The organism is Acinetobacter sp. MB5, assembly GCF_003261585.1.
Lineage (GTDB): Bacteria > Pseudomonadota > Gammaproteobacteria > Pseudomonadales > Moraxellaceae > Acinetobacter.
This window is the reverse complement of record NZ_POVU01000002.1, coordinates 417,837-434,176: the sequence shown is the minus strand read 5'-3', so window position 1 is coordinate 434,176 and position 16,340 is coordinate 417,837. Positions and strand designations below refer to the sequence as shown.

The 16,340-nt window shown below is 43.1% G+C and carries 14 protein-coding genes and 3 tRNA genes; 6 read left to right on the top strand and 11 right to left on the bottom strand.

All coding sequences use genetic code 11. From position 1 onward, the window contains the following. The first annotated feature begins 2 nt into the window (after positions 1 to 2). The 4 genes from C1A47_RS04750 (at position 3) to C1A47_RS04735 (ending at position 4,262) form a co-directional block, all read left to right on the top strand. The gene (locus tag C1A47_RS04750) at positions 3 to 1,073 is read left to right on the top strand and encodes a microcin C ABC transporter permease YejB (RefSeq protein WP_111892918.1); all 1,071 of its coding nucleotides are present in this window, start codon (positions 3 to 5) and stop codon (positions 1,071 to 1,073) included. A 2-nt stretch (positions 1,074 to 1,075) separates the two neighbouring features. Beyond that, positions 1,076 to 2,089, top strand: a complete 1,014-nt coding sequence (locus tag C1A47_RS04745) for an ABC transporter permease (protein ID WP_111892916.1) — start codon at positions 1,076 to 1,078, stop codon at positions 2,087 to 2,089. After that, a complete protein-coding gene (locus C1A47_RS04740) occupies positions 2,064 to 3,650 on the top strand; it encodes an ABC transporter ATP-binding protein (protein WP_111892914.1) in 1,587 nt (528 codons plus the stop codon). The genes C1A47_RS04745 and C1A47_RS04740 overlap by 26 nt, the downstream gene beginning before the upstream one ends. Positions 3,651 to 3,815: 165 nt before the next feature. After that, positions 3,816 to 4,262 carry a DUF2726 domain-containing protein gene (locus C1A47_RS04735; RefSeq protein WP_205669578.1) on the top strand — a complete coding sequence of 149 codons (447 nt, stop codon included), beginning with the start codon at positions 3,816 to 3,818 and terminating at the stop codon, positions 4,260 to 4,262. Between the two features lie 91 nt (positions 4,263 to 4,353). Here the strand turns inward: C1A47_RS04735 and C1A47_RS04730 are convergent. The 4 genes from C1A47_RS04730 to C1A47_RS04715 form a co-directional block, all read right to left on the bottom strand. Further along, positions 4,354 to 4,429 (bottom strand) — tRNA-Glu (locus tag C1A47_RS04730). A 23-nt stretch (positions 4,430 to 4,452) separates the two neighbouring features. Next, positions 4,453 to 4,528 (bottom strand) — tRNA-Glu (locus tag C1A47_RS04725). Positions 4,529 to 4,710: 182 nt separating this feature from the next. Continuing rightward, entirely contained in the window at positions 4,711 to 5,625 is a 915-nt protein-coding gene (locus C1A47_RS04720; RefSeq protein WP_111892912.1) for a hypothetical protein, read from the bottom strand. Positions 5,626 to 5,731: 106 nt separating this feature from the next. Further along, entirely contained in the window at positions 5,732 to 7,150 is a 1,419-nt protein-coding gene (locus C1A47_RS04715) for an amino acid permease (RefSeq protein WP_111892910.1), read from the bottom strand. A 197-nt stretch (positions 7,151 to 7,347) separates the two neighbouring features. Between C1A47_RS04715 and C1A47_RS04710 the strand changes: the two genes are divergently transcribed. Beyond that, on the top strand, positions 7,348 to 8,250 hold the full coding sequence (locus C1A47_RS04710; protein ID WP_111892908.1) for a lysine exporter LysO family protein: 903 nt from the start codon (positions 7,348 to 7,350) through the stop codon (positions 8,248 to 8,250). 17 nt (positions 8,251 to 8,267) lie between these two features. Here the strand turns inward: C1A47_RS04710 and C1A47_RS04705 are convergent. The 3 genes from C1A47_RS04705 to pyrC all read right to left on the bottom strand — a co-directional run bounded on the left by C1A47_RS04705 (position 8,268) and on the right by pyrC (position 10,042). Then, positions 8,268 to 8,343 (bottom strand) — tRNA-Glu (locus tag C1A47_RS04705). Between the two features lie 20 nt (positions 8,344 to 8,363). Continuing rightward, entirely contained in the window at positions 8,364 to 9,023 is a 660-nt protein-coding gene (gene rnt, locus C1A47_RS04700; protein ID WP_111892906.1) for a ribonuclease T, read from the bottom strand. Further along, positions 9,008 to 10,042, bottom strand: coding sequence for a dihydroorotase (pyrC, locus tag C1A47_RS04695; protein WP_111892904.1), 1,035 nt, complete (start codon positions 10,040 to 10,042; stop codon positions 9,008 to 9,010). The genes rnt and pyrC overlap by 16 nt, the downstream gene beginning before the upstream one ends. Before the next feature lie 145 nt (positions 10,043 to 10,187). On the opposite strand from pyrC, the gene C1A47_RS04690 reads away from it, so the two are divergent. Then, positions 10,188 to 11,468, top strand: coding sequence for a GGDEF domain-containing protein (locus C1A47_RS04690; protein ID WP_227539730.1), 1,281 nt, complete (start codon positions 10,188 to 10,190; stop codon positions 11,466 to 11,468). Positions 11,469 to 11,503: 35 nt separating this feature from the next. Here the strand turns inward: C1A47_RS04690 and argG are convergent, their stop codons facing one another. The 4 genes from argG to C1A47_RS04670 form a co-directional block, all read right to left on the bottom strand. Beyond that, the gene (gene argG, locus C1A47_RS04685) at positions 11,504 to 12,847 is read right to left on the bottom strand and encodes an argininosuccinate synthase (RefSeq protein WP_111893099.1); all 1,344 of its coding nucleotides are present in this window, start codon (positions 12,845 to 12,847) and stop codon (positions 11,504 to 11,506) included. A gap of 249 nt (positions 12,848 to 13,096) precedes the next feature. After that, positions 13,097 to 14,152: a Rieske 2Fe-2S domain-containing protein gene (locus tag C1A47_RS04680; RefSeq protein WP_111892902.1), complete on the bottom strand. Its 1,056-nt coding sequence runs from the start codon at positions 14,150 to 14,152 to the stop codon at positions 13,097 to 13,099. A gap of 30 nt (positions 14,153 to 14,182) precedes the next feature. Further along, positions 14,183 to 15,157: a PDR/VanB family oxidoreductase gene (locus tag C1A47_RS04675; protein ID WP_111892900.1), complete on the bottom strand. Its 975-nt coding sequence runs from the start codon at positions 15,155 to 15,157 to the stop codon at positions 14,183 to 14,185. Between the two features lie 75 nt (positions 15,158 to 15,232). Beyond that, positions 15,233 to 16,276, bottom strand: coding sequence for an aromatic ring-hydroxylating dioxygenase subunit alpha (locus C1A47_RS04670; protein WP_319921964.1), 1,044 nt, complete (start codon positions 16,274 to 16,276; stop codon positions 15,233 to 15,235). Between the last annotated feature and the right edge of the window lie 64 nt (positions 16,277 to 16,340).

Below are 16,340 nucleotides of genomic sequence, written 5' to 3'. Positions count from 1 at the left end.
AGATGGGCACGTATATTTTAAAGCGGCTATTACTGATTATTCCGACGCTGTTGTGTATTTTGCTGATCAATTTTGTGGTGATTCAGATTGCCCCGGGTGGGCCTGTTGAGCAAGCCATTCAACAAGCTGAAAGCTTTCAAGGGGTCAATAAAACGGTCGCTGGCGCAGAAACGCTTGCCAATGCCGATACCCATTATCAAGGGGCACGTGGTTTAAGCCCTGAAATGGTGGAGCAGATTAAGGCACAATATGGTTTTGATCAGCCTGCTTATATCCGTTTCTTTAAAATGCTCAAAGGTTATGCCAGTTTTGATTTTGGAACGAGTTTTTTTAAAGATAAACCAGTGACGACGTTGTTGTGGGAGCGTATGCCTGTCACAGTTTCTTTGGGGTTATGGAGTACCTTGCTGATTTATCTGATTTCGATTCCCTTGGGGATTCAAAAAGCCAAACGGCATGGCATGTTGTTCGATAAAACCACGTCGCTATTGCTTGCGGTGGGTTATGCCGTGCCGACCTTTGTCTTTGCGATTTTACTGATTGTGTTTTTTGCAGGCGGTAGCTATTGGCAATGGTTCCCACTACAGGGCTTGGTGTCTGATAACTTTGCCCAACTGAGCTTTCTTGGCAAAATTCGCGATTATTTCTGGCATATGGCTTTACCGTTATTGACGATGGTACTCGGTGGTTTTGCCAGTCTGACCTATCTCACCAAATATTCTTTTATGGAAGAAATGGGGAAACAGTATGTCTTGGCAGCACAAGCCAAGGGGCTGAGTGAAAATCGGGTGCTGTACGGGCATATTTTTCGTAATGCAATGCTGATTGTGATTGCAGGTTTGCCCGAAGCTTTGGTTGGTATGTTTTTTGTCGGGAATTTCTTTATCGAAATTATTTTTAATCTGGACGGTATTGGCCTGTTGGGTTTTGAAGCGATTAGCCAGCGTGATTATCCTGTGATTTTTGGGACATTATTTTTATTTACCTTGCTCGGTTTAGTGCTGCGTTTGATTAGTGATGTGCTGTATCAGGTGATTGATCCTCGAATTAATTTTGATGCTCGGGGGATGTAATCATGTCACCGATGTTGCAACAAGGTATTCAACGCTTTAAACAAAATCGACTCGGCTTTTTCTGTCTGATTGTCTTTCTGATTATTTTTGTTTTATCCAGTGCAGTCGAGCTGATTGCTAATGATAAACCGCTGTTGGTGCGTTATCAGCAGCATTTTTATTTTCCTGTGATCAAAAGCTACCCTGAAACCACTTTTGGTGGCGTATTTGAAACCGAAGCGGATTATCGTGATCCCGCTGTCCAGCACATGATTGATGCACAGGGCTGGCAAATCTGGCCGATTGTGCATTATTCCTATCAAACGCCGAACTTGGAATTGGCTGTGCCTGTACCATCACCACCGACCACAGAAAACTGGTTGGGAACGGATGATCAGGGGCGTGATGTGTTTGCCCGAGTGCTCTATGGTTTGCGGGTGTCTTTGCTGTTTGGTTTTGCATTGACGTTCTTTTCTGCGTTGATTGGTATTTTGGTTGGGGCGATTCAAGGTTATTACGGTGGCTGGGTGGATTTATTTGGACAGCGCATTTTAGAAGTCTGGGGTGGCTTGCCGATGCTGTTCATGGTGATGATCTTGGTGAGTATGTTTACCCCGAATGTGTACTGGTTATTCCTGATCATGCTGATTTTTGGCTGGCCAACCTTGGTGGGCTTGGTGCGGGCTGAATTTTTACGTGCACGACATCTCGATTATGTTCGTGCTGCGCGTGCTCTGGGTGTGCGAGATGGTCGAATTATTTTACGGCACATTTTGCCCAATGCTCTCAGTTCAAGTTTGTCACAACTTCCATTTATGTTGACTGCGAATATTACTGCACTGACTGCACTGGATTTTTTAGGTTATGGCTTACCGCCCGATGCGGCATCCCTCGGAGAGTTATTGCTACAAGGGAAAAATAATCTGAATGCGCCGTGGCTCGCGCTCTCAGGTTTTGTCAGTCTGGCACTGGTTTTATCGTTACTGATTTATATTGGAGAGGCAGCGCGTGATGCATTTGACCCAAGACGCAACTAAATCTCCAATTCTTCAGATTGAGCAACTGTCGATTTTAAATCCTCAGCAACAACCGTTGTTGCAAGATTTTCATTTAACCCTGCATGCAGGACAGACGGTTGCCTTGGTGGGTGAAAGTGGTTCAGGAAAATCGATCAGTAGCTTGGCGATTTTGGGCCTGTTGCCGCATCATTTGCGGGTGACAGGACAGATTCAGCTCCATGGGAAAAATGTTTTGCAGATGTCACCGATACAATTGCGTGCGCTGCGTGGACATCAAGTCGCCATGATTTTTCAGGAACCGATGACGGCTTTGAACCCCTTACATCGGGTTGAAAAGTTAATTGGTGAAAGTCTGCTGTTACAGGGTTTGTCTAAACAGCAAGTTCGGCAGCGTGTGATTGAATTGCTCATCGATGTTGGCATGCCTGAGCCTGAACAAAAACTCAAACGCTATCCACATGAACTTTCAGGTGGGCAAAGGCAACGGGTGATGATCGCGATGGCGCTGGCTTTGGAGCCTGAAATTTTAATTGCCGATGAGCCGACCACAGCACTTGATGTGTTGTTGCAGGCGCAAGTGTTACAACTACTGAAACAACTACAAAGCAAACGTCAAATGGCGATGATTTTGATTAGTCATGATTTGGGCTTAGTGCGTCGTTATGCCGATGACATTGTGGTGCTGAATCAAGGTAGGATCGAGGAAACAGGTTCGGTACAGCAAATTTTTGAATCCCCACAGACGGCATATACCCGAGAATTACTGGATCATGATTTTGGTCAGGCATTGCCAGCGCCAAACAGTTCAGTTTTGCTTGAATTAAAACAATTAGGTGTGCGTTTCCCCATTAAGCAAGGTTTATTGAATCGAATCAAAGATTATGTAGTTGCAGTTGAACCTTTAGATTTGTCTTTGGCAGAAGGTGAGTCAATCGGGATTGTGGGCGAGAGTGGTTCAGGTAAAACCTCGTTGGCACTGGCAATTGCACGTTTGGTTGCAAGTGATGGGGAAATTGTACTGTTGGGGCAAGACCTGAATCGTTGTAATGAAAGCCTGTTGCGTCCATTACGCCGTAATTTTCAAATGGTGTTCCAAGATCCGTATAGCAGCTTAAATCCTCGCATGAACGTTGAACAACTGATTGCTGAAGGTCTGAGTGTGTTCAATATGTCTGAAATAGACATGCAGCAGCGGATTGAACAGGCATTACAGCAAGTCGAATTACCTGTCAGTTTTAAATTACGTTATCCGCATCAGCTTTCGGGAGGTCAGCGTCAGCGTGTGGCTTTGGCACGGACATTGGTCTTACAGCCGAAATTATTAATTTTAGATGAACCTACGTCAGCACTGGATCGCACCACACAAAAAGCCATTGTGAAATTATTGCGTGATTTGCAGCAAAAGTTACAGATTAGTTATTTGTTTATTAGTCATGATTTACAAGTTGTTCGGGCGTTGTGTCAGCAGGTACTCGTGTTACATCATGCCAAAGTGGTGGAATTACAGCCGACTGAACAATTATTTTTACAACCACAAACTGAATATACGCGGCAATTGATTCAGGCGAGTCAGTACTGAGTTTAAATAGAGATCTATGTTTTTCTCTAATTGAATATTTGTGAAAGTGATCTATTAAATGACGCTTCGCATTTTATTTGACTTAGATTGATATGTGTTGCGATTTAAAGTAAATATAAATTTAGTGAGCCTAAAATATTCTGAATAATAAAAGGAAAATAATTGATGATGCTACTTTGGGTTATTGTACTGGTGTTGGTCATTGGGGTGGTGTTGGGAGCGTTTAAAAAGCAAGGCAATCAGAAAGAACGAACCCCAATTAAAGGTAAACGGATTTTAACTATGAATGAACAGCCCACATTCCTAAGATTAAAAGAGGCGTTGCCTGACCATATTGTGCTCGCACAGGTTGCTTTTAGTGCATTTATGACGGCAAAAGGATATTCAACTCGAAGTCTGTTTAATCGAAAAATTGCAGATTTTGTGGTTCTCGATCAGCATTTTAATATTGTTGCGATTGTGGAGCTGGATGACTCAAGCCATAAAGGCAATGAAGCTCAGGATGCAAATCGAGATGCATTAATTGCAGAAGCAGGTTATGAGGTAATTCGATATAAGCGCACACCTGACATTCAGCAGATCAAACAGGATTTTTTAAAATTGGCGAGCTAAATAAACGGTGTGGCTCGATAGTGTCAATGATATTGATATAAATTTCAGTCATAAAAAAAGCCCAGTAATAAATACTGGGCTTTTTTGAATTTGGCGTCCCTACGGGGATTCGAACCCCGGTTACCGCCGTGAAAGGGCGATGTCCTAGGCCTCTAGACGATAGGGACTTCTAGAGTATTCTGATATTAAGTGGCGTCCCTACGGGGATTCGAACCCCGGTTACCGCCGTGAAAGGGCGATGTCCTAGGCCTCTAGACGATAGGGACACATCAGAAGGTGGGCGTATAATAGGGTTAATCTAAAAGTATGTCAAATATTTTTTATGAAAAAATATGAAAAATAGTTATGAATGAATGTTAAATAATCGAAATTCGCTATTTTTATGATTTTACGTATGTTTTTTCAACAAAATGCTGAATTTAAGTTTTAAACATGTGTTTGCATTCAATCAAGCACGCGCTTGAAATTGAGGCATATCATAAATTAATTCCAATACTCGTCGAATCACCATCGGGTGTTGCAGATAACCGATAATCTCATGAGGTTTGTCGATAAAAGTCGTGATGAGCTTATTGTTGATTTGTGGAGAGAGATTAAAAAGTGGAGGTAGCATTGGGAAGGTGGTTAAGTAATCATCTTCAGAATAAAAGTTGTGCCAGTCACCACTCAAGGCTTTGGGACGATGTATCGGATGAGGCAAATGCTTTTGAATCACATTAAAAGGCAATGGTGATGCCAAGGTGATAAAGCGTTTAATCTCATAATCGGCAGGAAGTTCGTGCAGTAAGTTGTAGGCAATCACGGTGCCGAGTGAGTGGGCAATCACAATATGATGCTGATTGGGTTCAAAGCAAGATAAAATTCGCTCATGAACTTGCTGTTTAAATTCTGGGTTATACCAGTACAGATAGACCTCACACAGAAACTTTTGGATGAGTGATTCATGAAGATCTGGAAAATGATTGAGTAGCATCACCATTTCTTTGAGCATGCGGTCTTTTGCGAGCTGTGATAGCACAAAAAATCGGTTTTTCAGCGAATAAGGTTCTAGCTCAGCATAGTGAGGGAGTAAAGGAATTTCTTCGAGCGCCTGTTTGAGTGCATCGCTATGTTGCTGACGGATACGCGGCAATCTCGCAAAGAATGACCAATTGGGGTTTAAGGTTTCGAGGTTGATGGCTTTACGGTGATTGAACTCATCGAGGATATCGCCATAAAAAGGAAAGGCGAGATCAAGTTGGTCAACCGTGACTTCAGGCTCAATTTTATTCATGCCTGTATTAAACACATTGAGCCAATGCTCCTGAAATGAGCTGGCGTCAAAATTTTGCTGTTTAATGCCATGAATAAAAATAATTTTCATCGGTTCAGTCTTACTTTTAATAAACTGTTGTATTTGATTATAAAAACAATAAAAAAAAAGTGTAGCAGAGCTACACTTTTATAATAAAACACAGTTGTCCTGTTAATCAGTCTTTATCTCGGTATAAGAAGTAGTGACTTACATAACACAAAGCAATAAAAATCAGGCAACTATAGAAGCCAGGTAGCATTGAGCTGTCTTGCGTCATGCTGATACAGGTGATCACACAGAAGACAAAACCGAGAATTGGTGTAATTGGGAACAACGGTGCAGCAAAACGTAAGTCAGCAATGCTGTGTCCAGTTTTATACCACTGGCGACGGAAATTGAACTGGCACACACAAATCGCTGTCCAGACAATCACCATGGTAAAGGCAGCAACACCCAACAAGTTCTTAAAGATGGTTTCTGGTGCGAATTGTTCAGACAATAAGCCTGGAATGGCACCAAACATGGTGACAATAATGGCAATAATGGGTGTGCCATGTTTGGTCAGTTTGGAGAAAATCGCAGGTAATTGACGCTTCATTGACAATGCCCACATCATGCGAGATGCAGCATATAAGCCAGAGTTTGCCGCAGACAACAGTGCCGTAATAATCACAAAGCGAATAATATCTTCAGCATAGGGAATTCCCATATAACTGAATACGGTCACGAAAGGACTGTTACTGACGTGGTCAGAACTCAATCCTGCTTGTTGGTAAGGTAACAATGCGCAGATCACGACAATTGTCCCCACAAAGAAAATCAACAGACGCCAGATTGCTGCATTGATTGCTTTAGGGACATTTCGAGCAGGATCTTCAGTCTCGCCAGCCGCAACACCAATCAATTCCGTACCAGAAAAGGCGAAATTCACAATCAGCATGGTCGCAAAGATTGGCATAAAGCCTTTCGGGAACCAGCCTTGAGCCAGCAGGTTGTTGAACAATGGCGCGTGGGTTTCACCGTGATAAGAAATCACGCCAAAAATTGCCAAAAGCCCCAGCAAAATAAAGCTAATGACTGTGACCACTTTAACCAAAGCCAGCCAAAATTCAGACTCAGCAAACATGCGAGTCGAACTAATATTTAAGATAAAAACAATCGCTGCAAAAATAACAGTCCAGATCCACATGGAAATATGGGGGAACCATTCTTGCATGAGGAGCGCGGCAGCAGTAAATTCTGTGCCTAGTGTGGCTGTCCATGTTAGCCAATATAACCAGGTAATCATGTAACCTGTGCCTGGTCCAATGTACTTGTTGGCATATTCGCCAAAAGAGCCTGAAACAGGCATATGTACAGCCAGTTCGCCTAAACACAGCATCACCATATAGGCGATTAGGCCACCAAGAAAATAAGAAATAATGGCACCTACAGGCCCCGTTTGTGCAATGACTTCACCCGAACCCAGAAATAGACCAGTACCAATGGCACCGCCTAATGACAGCATAACTAGGTGTCGAGTACTCATAGCGCGTTTAAGTGGCGCAGAATTGCCCTGATGCGACGCATCATTCGGAGAGTGAGATGACTGCATGGGAAATGAGAAATACAAAAAATGAAGCGGGTTATTTTAGAGAAAACCATTAAATGTGCAATAGCCGTCCAGTTTTTGTTAAATTTGAGAAATGGGCAATGAAATTCAAAAATATCTAAATGTGATTTTTAAGTTTTTTTGAACAAAAGGCTAAAAAAAGTGCATGATATACTGCATTTTTAATCATTTAATCGAATATGGCTACACTTTTATTGAGTTCTATTGTACCCATCTTGCTTGCCTTGCTCGGTGGATGGCTATTGGGTCGGGTGCTGACTCTACCGATCAAAACATTGGCAATTGGCAGTATTGGTTATTTGGTCTGGGCTTTGCTCATGGTGATTGGCTATCAGTTTGCAGATGTGTTATTTCAACCCAATGTTGGTTGGAAAGTCTTACGTGAAAGCTTCATCTACGCCAGTATTTTATCGGTCAGCAGTTTTTTATTGTTGCTTGCCCGACCTGTTCAAGAGCATGGTGTTGAAAATTCAACGCGTGATTTTCGTGACTTGCTCAAACCCTTGCAGGAATGCTGTATGGCCATGCTGATGGTTGGACTAGGTATGCTGAGTTATTGGGTCTTGCCGCATGATTTGCATGCTGCTCAATTCTCACATGTCTTGTTGCTGATTTTAATTGTCTTGATCGGCATTGATTTATCGACTGTTCGTTTAGCGCGTTTAACCAGACAGCAGATTTGGGTACCTTGTGCCATGCTGCTCGCGATTTTTATCGCAGCGTATATTGCACATTGGCTGTTACCGCATTCATTTACTGCATTATTAACGGTTGCAAGTGGTTTTGGCTGGTTTAGTTTGTCAGGTTCTTTGGTGGCGAATTTGTTGGGTAAAGAAATGGGTAGCTTTGCCTTGCTCACTGATCTAATCCGTGAGTTTTACGGGATTTTATTGCTGTTTTTATGTGGGCGCAGTTTGCCGCGAAGTGTGATCGGTGTCTGTGGTGCAACGGCTATGGATTCAACTTTGCCATTTATTAAGCAAAACTGTCGCAGTAGTGATGTTCAATTGGCTTTGTTTAGTGGATTTATTTTGACGTTGATCGCACCGTTTTTGATTGTGCTGTTTGCGTCATTAAAATGATTGAATAATCAAGTAGATGGCGTCCCTACGGGGATTCGAACCCCGGTTACCGCCGTGAAAGGGCGATGTCCTAGGCCTCTAGACGATAGGGACGTTGCGAGGATGGCGGTATCTTAGTGATCCGCCGTTAAACTGTCAAGCAGGTGCGGAGACAGTTTGTTCAAAATATAGCAAAACAGTTCAGCAGTCTTTTGCGTATCGTATAAAGCAGAGTGTGCTTCTTTACCGTCGAACTCAATTCCTGCCTGAATGCACGACTTCGCCAAAACCGTTTGACCGAACATTAGGGCACTTAAAGTCACCGTATCGAATACAGAAAAACTGTGGAATGGGCTTTGGTTTTTGGTACCAGTACGTGCAACTGCGGCTTGTAAAAAGCCCAAGTCGAAGTGTGCATTGTGACCGACCAGTACCGCATGGGTACATTGCTGGGCACGACGGACTTCAGTCAAAGATTTAAAGATACGTTTGAGCGCTGACTTTTCATCTTCGGCCATCGCCACGCGCAGCGGGCTAAAAGGATCAATCCCGATAAAGTCGAGTGAGCGACGGTCAAGGTGAGCACCTTCAAATGGATTGATGTGTGCATGAAATGCTTGACCTGGGACGAATTCACCTTGTTCATTGTAAACAATTGGAATACAGGCAATTTCGAGTAAAGCATCGGTTTGGGCATTAAAGCCTGCGGTTTCAACATCGACCACCACAGGCAAAAAACCACGAAAACGCTGACCCATTAAGGGTGCAGTAGAATCGGTCACACTTTTCTCCAATGGATGGTTTTTCCAGCGTGAAGCGGGATAATTTTTTGATCTTCCAAATAGTCGAAACTTTCAGGGATCACTTGGTCTTCTTTGACGAGGGTAATAGTGCTGGTGTTGCGTGGTAAACCGTAGAAGTCTGCACCAAAGAAGCTGGCAAAGCCTTCAAGACGTTCAATTTTACCAACCTGATCAAATGCTTGTGCATAAAGTTCAATCGCTGTTGGAGCGCTATAGCAACCTGCACAGCCGCATGCATTTTCTTTGGCATTTTGAGCATGTGGAGCACTGTCAGTACCCAAGAAGAATTTCGGGTTGCCGCTGGTTGCCACTTCAAGCAAGGTTTTTTGATGCGTCTGGCGCTTCAAAATTGGCAAGCAGTAGAAATGCGGTTTGATCCCACCCACCAACATGTCGTTGCGGTTAAACAATAAATGTTGCGGTGTAATGGTTGCTGCGATATTGCGGTCTTGCTCAAGTACAAACTGTGCAGCATCGCTGGTGGTGATGTGTTCAAGCACGACTTTAAGCGCAGGGAATTGCTTCAAGATTGGAGAGAGAATCTCGTCGATAAAGCGTTTTTCACGGTCAAAGATATCGACATGTGAATGCGTTACTTCACCATGTAGCAATAATGGCACTTGATGTTTTTCAAGTTGCTCAATGACTGCATACACTTTACGAATGTCGCTCACGCCATTGTCAGAGTTGGTGGTTGCACCCGCAGGATAGAGTTTGATGGCATTAACATGCTCAGACTCTTTAATTTTAATCACTTCATCTGGTGAGGTATGGTCAGTAAAGTACAACACCATGCGCGGGTCAAAATGCACACCCTCTGGGACGTGTTGCATGATGCGTTCACGGTAAGCATTGGCTTCTTCCACAGTTTTTACAGGTGGAACAAGATTCGGCATACAAATCGCACGAGCGAATTGATTTGCAAGGTCTGGAACTGTGCGCTTGAGGGCTAAACCATCACGCAGGTGAGCGTGCCAATCATCTGGCTGAATAAGAGTTAATGTCTTCAAGGGGGTTCAGGCTAAGAAATAAAACAAATGATAATGCAATTTACCGCAGAATGGTAATTTTAGAGATGAGGAAATCTGACAAGAAAAGCATTGTCTAGATAAAAAGTGTGCTAACTTTAATAAGAACTCCGTTGGTTTGCATTTTATGATAGCCAATCACCAAAACATCAAGATATTACAATTACAAAAGCAAGATATTGAGACCATTCTCGCTGAGCATGAACAGCGGGCAGGGCGTAGTTTACCTCAACCTTATGAAACTGAATTTTGGGTCTATCATCAAAAACGAGCAATCAGTAGTTTTCTAAGTTTCTCAAAAATTGGCGGAATCATTTACCTTTGTTGTGCTATTTTTATAGTATTTCGCAATTATTTTATTATTCCAGCACTCTATATTGAACATGATTATTGGCGAGGTTTGCTTAGTGCATCGAATGGGGCATTCTGTCTATCCCTTCTGGTGCTGATTGCCCGTCATCCCAAAGCTCAGCATTATTTTGGTTATGTCGCCTTGTTTATTATAGGCTGGGCAATTTATTTGACCGCCGTTTTAACCTTATCTCAATATACTTCTTCAATTCGACAACAATTTGTTTTTATAGCTTTTGTTTTTATTTTTGGTTATGTGATGACAGGTGTGAAACCACTACATATGTTTGTGGTTGGTTTGATTTCTAGTGCTGCTATTTTTGCCACGTTTTTTTATTTTCAGGTTAAGTTTGATCTAGTCGTCTGTCTGAGGGTTTTTGTTGGGAGCAATATGATTGGTTTTGGCATTACCAAAATTATGAATCATCAGGAACGGATGAGTTTTTTAAAGACCAAATTGATTGGCGTCGATCAGCAAATTTTAAAAGAATATAACGACCAGCTTTTAACATTGAGTCAATTTGATGGCTTGACCAATGTTTCAAATCGGCGGAGTTTGGATGCAACCCTAGAGCGTTATCATGCTTTGGCACAATCAGAACAACAGCCGTTGGCCGTAGTGTTTATCGATATCGATTATTTTAAATTTTATAATGATTATTATGGACATCCTCAAGGTGATGCTGTTTTAAAAGCCATTGCGCATGCAATTCAAAATACAGTTCGTGATCAAGATTTTGTTGCGCGTTATGGTGGTGAGGAATTTGTAGTTTTGTTGCCAAATACTGACGTACATCAGGCATATAGGATTGCATCGCACATTTCCAAAGCTGTAGATGAATTGCAGATTCATCATGCAAAATCAGAGATTTCCCCACATATTACGATTAGCTTGGGAGTCGCTGTGTATAGTACCGAGCACCAGATTTCGTCCCAGCAGTTATTATATTTTGCCGATCAGGCATTGTATCGGGCAAAGGCTTGTGGCCGACATCAAATCAGCCAGCATGAGATACGGGATTATGATGATGTTGAGGCACAAAAAAAAGCCACCTAAGTTCAGGTGGCTTTTTAAACTCAAAATAAAATCAATTATTTACTTTTATTTTCAAGTTGAGGAACTGCTGAACCTTGACCAAGTGACAACAAGCCAGTTTCGGTATAAAGACCAAGTTTGGCACGAGTGTCCGTGATGTCGAGGTTACGCATCGTCAATTGACCGATACGATCCATTGGAGTGAACATTGAGTTACCTTTCTCCATGGTTAAACGCTCAGCTTCATAAGTGAGGTTAGGAGATTCAGTGTTCATGATGGTGTAGTCATTACCACGACGAAGCTCAATTGTAACTGTACCAGTGATTGCTTTTGCAACCCAACGTTGAGCAGTTTCACGAAGCATAAGCGCTTGTGAATCGAACCAGCGACCTTGGTACAACAAACGACCTAAACGTAAACCGTTGATGCGGTATTGTTCGATGGTATCTTCATTGTGAATACCAGTCACTAAACGCTCGTAAGCGGTGTGAAGAAGTGCCATCCCTGGAGCTTCATAGATGCCGCGAGATTTAGCTTCAATGATACGGTTTTCGATTTGATCCGACATACCTAGACCATGACGACCACCGATACGGTTTGCTTCAAGAATCAATTCAACCGGATTTTCGAAGCGTTGACCGTTCAGTGCAACAGGCATACCTTCTTCAAAAGTCACTGAAACTTCTTCAGGTTTGATTTGAACGTCTTCTTTCCAGAACGCAACGCCCATGATTGGGTCTACGATTTTGATGCCTGCATTGAGGTATTCAAGATCTTTTGCTTCATGCGTTGCGCCCAGCATGTTTGAGTCAGTTGAGTAGGCTTTTTCTTTTGACATTTTGTAGTCAAAGCCGTTGTCGATCAGGAATTGTGACATTTCTGCACGACCACCCAACTCATCGATAAACTGTTGGTCTAACCAAGGTTTATAGATTTTAAGGTTCGGGTTAGTCAACAAACCATAACGGTAGAAACGCTCAATGTCGTTGCCTTTATACGTTGAACCGTCACCCCAGATGTTGACGTCGTCTTCTTTCATGGCAGTGACAAGCATTGTCCCTGTAACTGCACGACCCAATGGTGTGGTGTTGAAGTAAGGAATACCACCAGTGCTGATATGGAACGCGCCACATTGAATCGCTGCGATACCTTCAAGCGCAAGTTGCATACGGCAGTCAATCAAGCGTGCTTTTACAGCGCCATATTGTTCTGCTTTCTTTGGAATGGCATCGTAGTCGTCTTCATCAGGCTGACCCAAGTTTGCAGTATAAGCATATGGTTCAGCGCCTTTTTGTTTCATCCACAATAAAGCTGCTGAAGTGTCTAAACCACCAGAAAAGGCAATACCCACTTTTTTGCCTACTGGTACATGCTGCAAGATCGTTGCATTATCAGTCATTGCTAGTCCTAACTTATAAATAGGTGCCGCGAATTGGCTACCCTGAAAAATCTGTAAACGTTTTATTGTAGCACTTTTCACCACAGATGTTTTTGCTAAAAATGCCGATGAAAGCAGATTTCATACAGCAGTTTTGACTAAAAATTGGGCTAAAGAACAGCTCGAATAAAGTTTGCCGAAAATTTCTGGAATTGAAAAGCAAAAATCCGTGACAGGTCACGGATCTTGCAATCAACAACGTTGCGATGATTAGACGGTATAGCGTTTGCTTAAGCCCCAGTCCGCCAAAATACGTCGATATGTGGTCGATGAACGATCGGCTTCAAAGTGGGCTTCCATAGTCAAATCTAGGGGTAATTCTTCAGGTTTTTGTGATTCAACCATGTCCTGATCTTCAGCAAAAATCTGTGCATTAAAGTCATACACCGCTTGCAAGTCACCTGTGGTATCAAAGTTACGGGTCAGTGGCACGAACAAACGGGTTTTGTTGTGCGACACAGGACAGCAGGCATTGAGGATTTTTAAAACGCCATCGTTCGGAAAATCAACGGTTAAGATCGCTGAAAAGGGTGGATAAACATCAAAAGTACGTTTCCATAAAAAATCGTCAGGCGCAAGATGTTGCATTCCATGTGGATAGTTACTGACATTGCTGACGTATTCGGTATGTAGACCATAATCGGTTTTGACCGTTGAATATTTAGGTACAACAGGATTGTCACGGTTGGCAAAGGCTCTGTGATGTACCCAAGCGAAATGGGCAACATCGATAAAGCCTTCTAACTGACGACCACTTGAACCTGCAATATCCACAAATGGCGGTAAAATTGCCTGATGTTCAGGTTGATCCCAAGTATCGAGTACAGGAAAGTTGGCTTTAGTTTCGTCACGACTGAGAATACTTGTCCAAATCAAACCATATTTTTCAACCACTGGAAAACTGGTCAGTGAGAAGCGATCCGAGATTTTGGTGAGTTCTGGTTGTGCTGGAATTAAGGTGCATTTACCTTCACTGTTGTAATGTAAGCCATGATAAGGACAAATAATTTCTTCACCTTCCACCCAGCCTTTGGTCAGTGGTACACCACGATGCGGGCAAATGTCCCGAACCAAGCGAATCAGGCCGCTTTCAGTTTTATATAAGGCAAGTTTGACATCGAGCAACATGACCTGTTGCGGTGTGCTGCTGACATCTTCAATACGGGCAACGGGATACCAATGTTGTGCCAAAATATCCCAATCGTCGCTGTCAAATTGGCTGTAGCAAGGTTTGTTGAGCAGTTGCGTGACTGGAATTGCGTTCATAGTGACCCCTAATTTTTTTCTCTATCTTGTTTATAAATCCAGCTCAAGCACTGGGCTTTTGGCGCGTGAACAACACAAGGCAATGTACTGTTCACTGGCATTTTTTTCATTTTCGCTTTGTACACTGTCTCGGTGGTCAACTTCGCCTGCCAAGACGCGGGTCAGACATGCACCACACATGCCCATTTCACACGATAAGGGAATACTGACCTGATGTTCAAGCAGTACTGAAGCGATACTTTTCTGTTCAGGCACATGAAAAATTTGTCCTGAACGTTGCAATTTAATTTGAAACCCAGCATCGGCAGCACTGTCGAGTGAACTCGGTTGCCGTTGTGGTGGATGGAAGGCTTCCAAGTGAATTTGATCGGCTTGCCAACCTAGTTGCATGGCATATTGTTGATATTCATGCATAAAGCTTTCTGGGCCGCACAAGTACAGGCGTTTGCTTGCTAAAGGTTGTTGCAAACTTTCGGGATGTTCAATTCGGAGACTTTCACCTAAAGAACTGTACAGCACATGGATTTTTCCAAATTTAAACCCTTGTCGCCAACGGCTAGTAAATGCCAAATGCAGCGGAGTTTTGACACAGTAATACAACTCAAAAGTTTTCTTCTGTGCTTCAAGTTGTTCTGCCATTGCCAAGATTGGGGTAATCCCGATGCCTGCGGCAACCAGTAAATATTCCTCAGCCGTTTTAAGCGGAAATAGATTGCGTGGCGGAGAAATTTCAATGTGTTGCCCAACGCGTAAATGTTCATGAATGTACTGTGAACCACCACGCGACAGTTGTTCCTTTTTAACGCAAATCACATACTGATCTTGCTGGGTTGGATTGCCTGTCAACGAATACTGACGTGTCATTTGATTAGGTAAATAAATATCAATATGTGCACCTGCCTGCCATGCTGGCAAGTTGTGGGGTTGTACAGGCAGTAGCGTGATGGCTAAATTGCCTTCTCCTTGACGACCAATACTATCGACAACCACTTTTAACTTTTCCATGTGCTTATCCTTTTTATTGTGATGAGAAAACCTTGCAAGATTTGAACCAAAGTATGATTAAAATCCGAGTCAGGTTTAAACCAAAAAGAAATCACCAAACCCTGCTTTTTTTAAGCAGCGCCGAAACATTACCGAGCTGCGGTCAGCAGGAATATGAGCTTCTAAGCTGAGATCGAGTGGCAAGCGTTCAGGTTTTTGAGATTCGACCACTAGACGGTCTTCTTCAAAGATTTTCAGGTTGTAGTCAATAATGGCTTGTTCATCATCCTCAAGGTCGAAGTTTTTTACTAGAGGGGCAAATAGACGGGTTTTTTTGGCTGAAACAGGGCAGGCTGCATTCATAATCACCATTTTCCCGCCATGACGAAAATGGATGGTCAAAGTGGCAGTAAAAGGGACATGTAACTCAAAGTGTCGTAACCATTTAAAGTCAGGCGTGCCTTTATAGTGTTCACTGGCAGGGTAGTTGCCAACCGTACTCCAGTAATCGGCAGCAAAACCGTATGCGGTTTCGGTTGGATGGTAGTCGTTGACCAGTTGATTGTCGGCATCAGCAAAGGTACCTGAATGTACCCAAGCAAAATGTGCAACGTCTAAGAAGCCTTCGACCTGACGACCCGCAAATGCTGCAATATCGACCGCTGGGCAGATGACGTGCTGAACGTCAATTTCATCCCACAAAGGCATAGATGGAACATCTGTGTCGCTTTGGGGGAGCAGGCACGTCCAGATTAGTCCGTAGCGCTCAACACTTGGGAACGTGGTTAAATTCAGCTTGCTTGGAATGGCTTGGTTTGGACTCGATGGAATGCGGTTACAGTGTCCGTGTTCGCCAAAGCGTAGACCATGATAAGGGCAGACCACACCTTCACCATCATGTTTGCCTAAAGTCAGTGGCACCCCACGATGTGGGCAAGCATCTTTAGCAACGACCATTTCTTGGTTGATGCGATATATCACTAAAGCTTCATCGAGCAAAGTGGCTTTAACAGGCTGTTCACCAACATCGACACTGCGGGCAATCGGATACCAGTATTTCGCCAGCAGAAACCAGTCCGCTTCATGAAAGCTGCAATGAGCTGGTAAGCTGAGTGTTTGAAATGCAATCGGTGAGTTCATAGAACCTGCCTAGAAGAATTATTTTTGAACTGTTTTCACTATGATTCCAAAATCCATTCTCGTC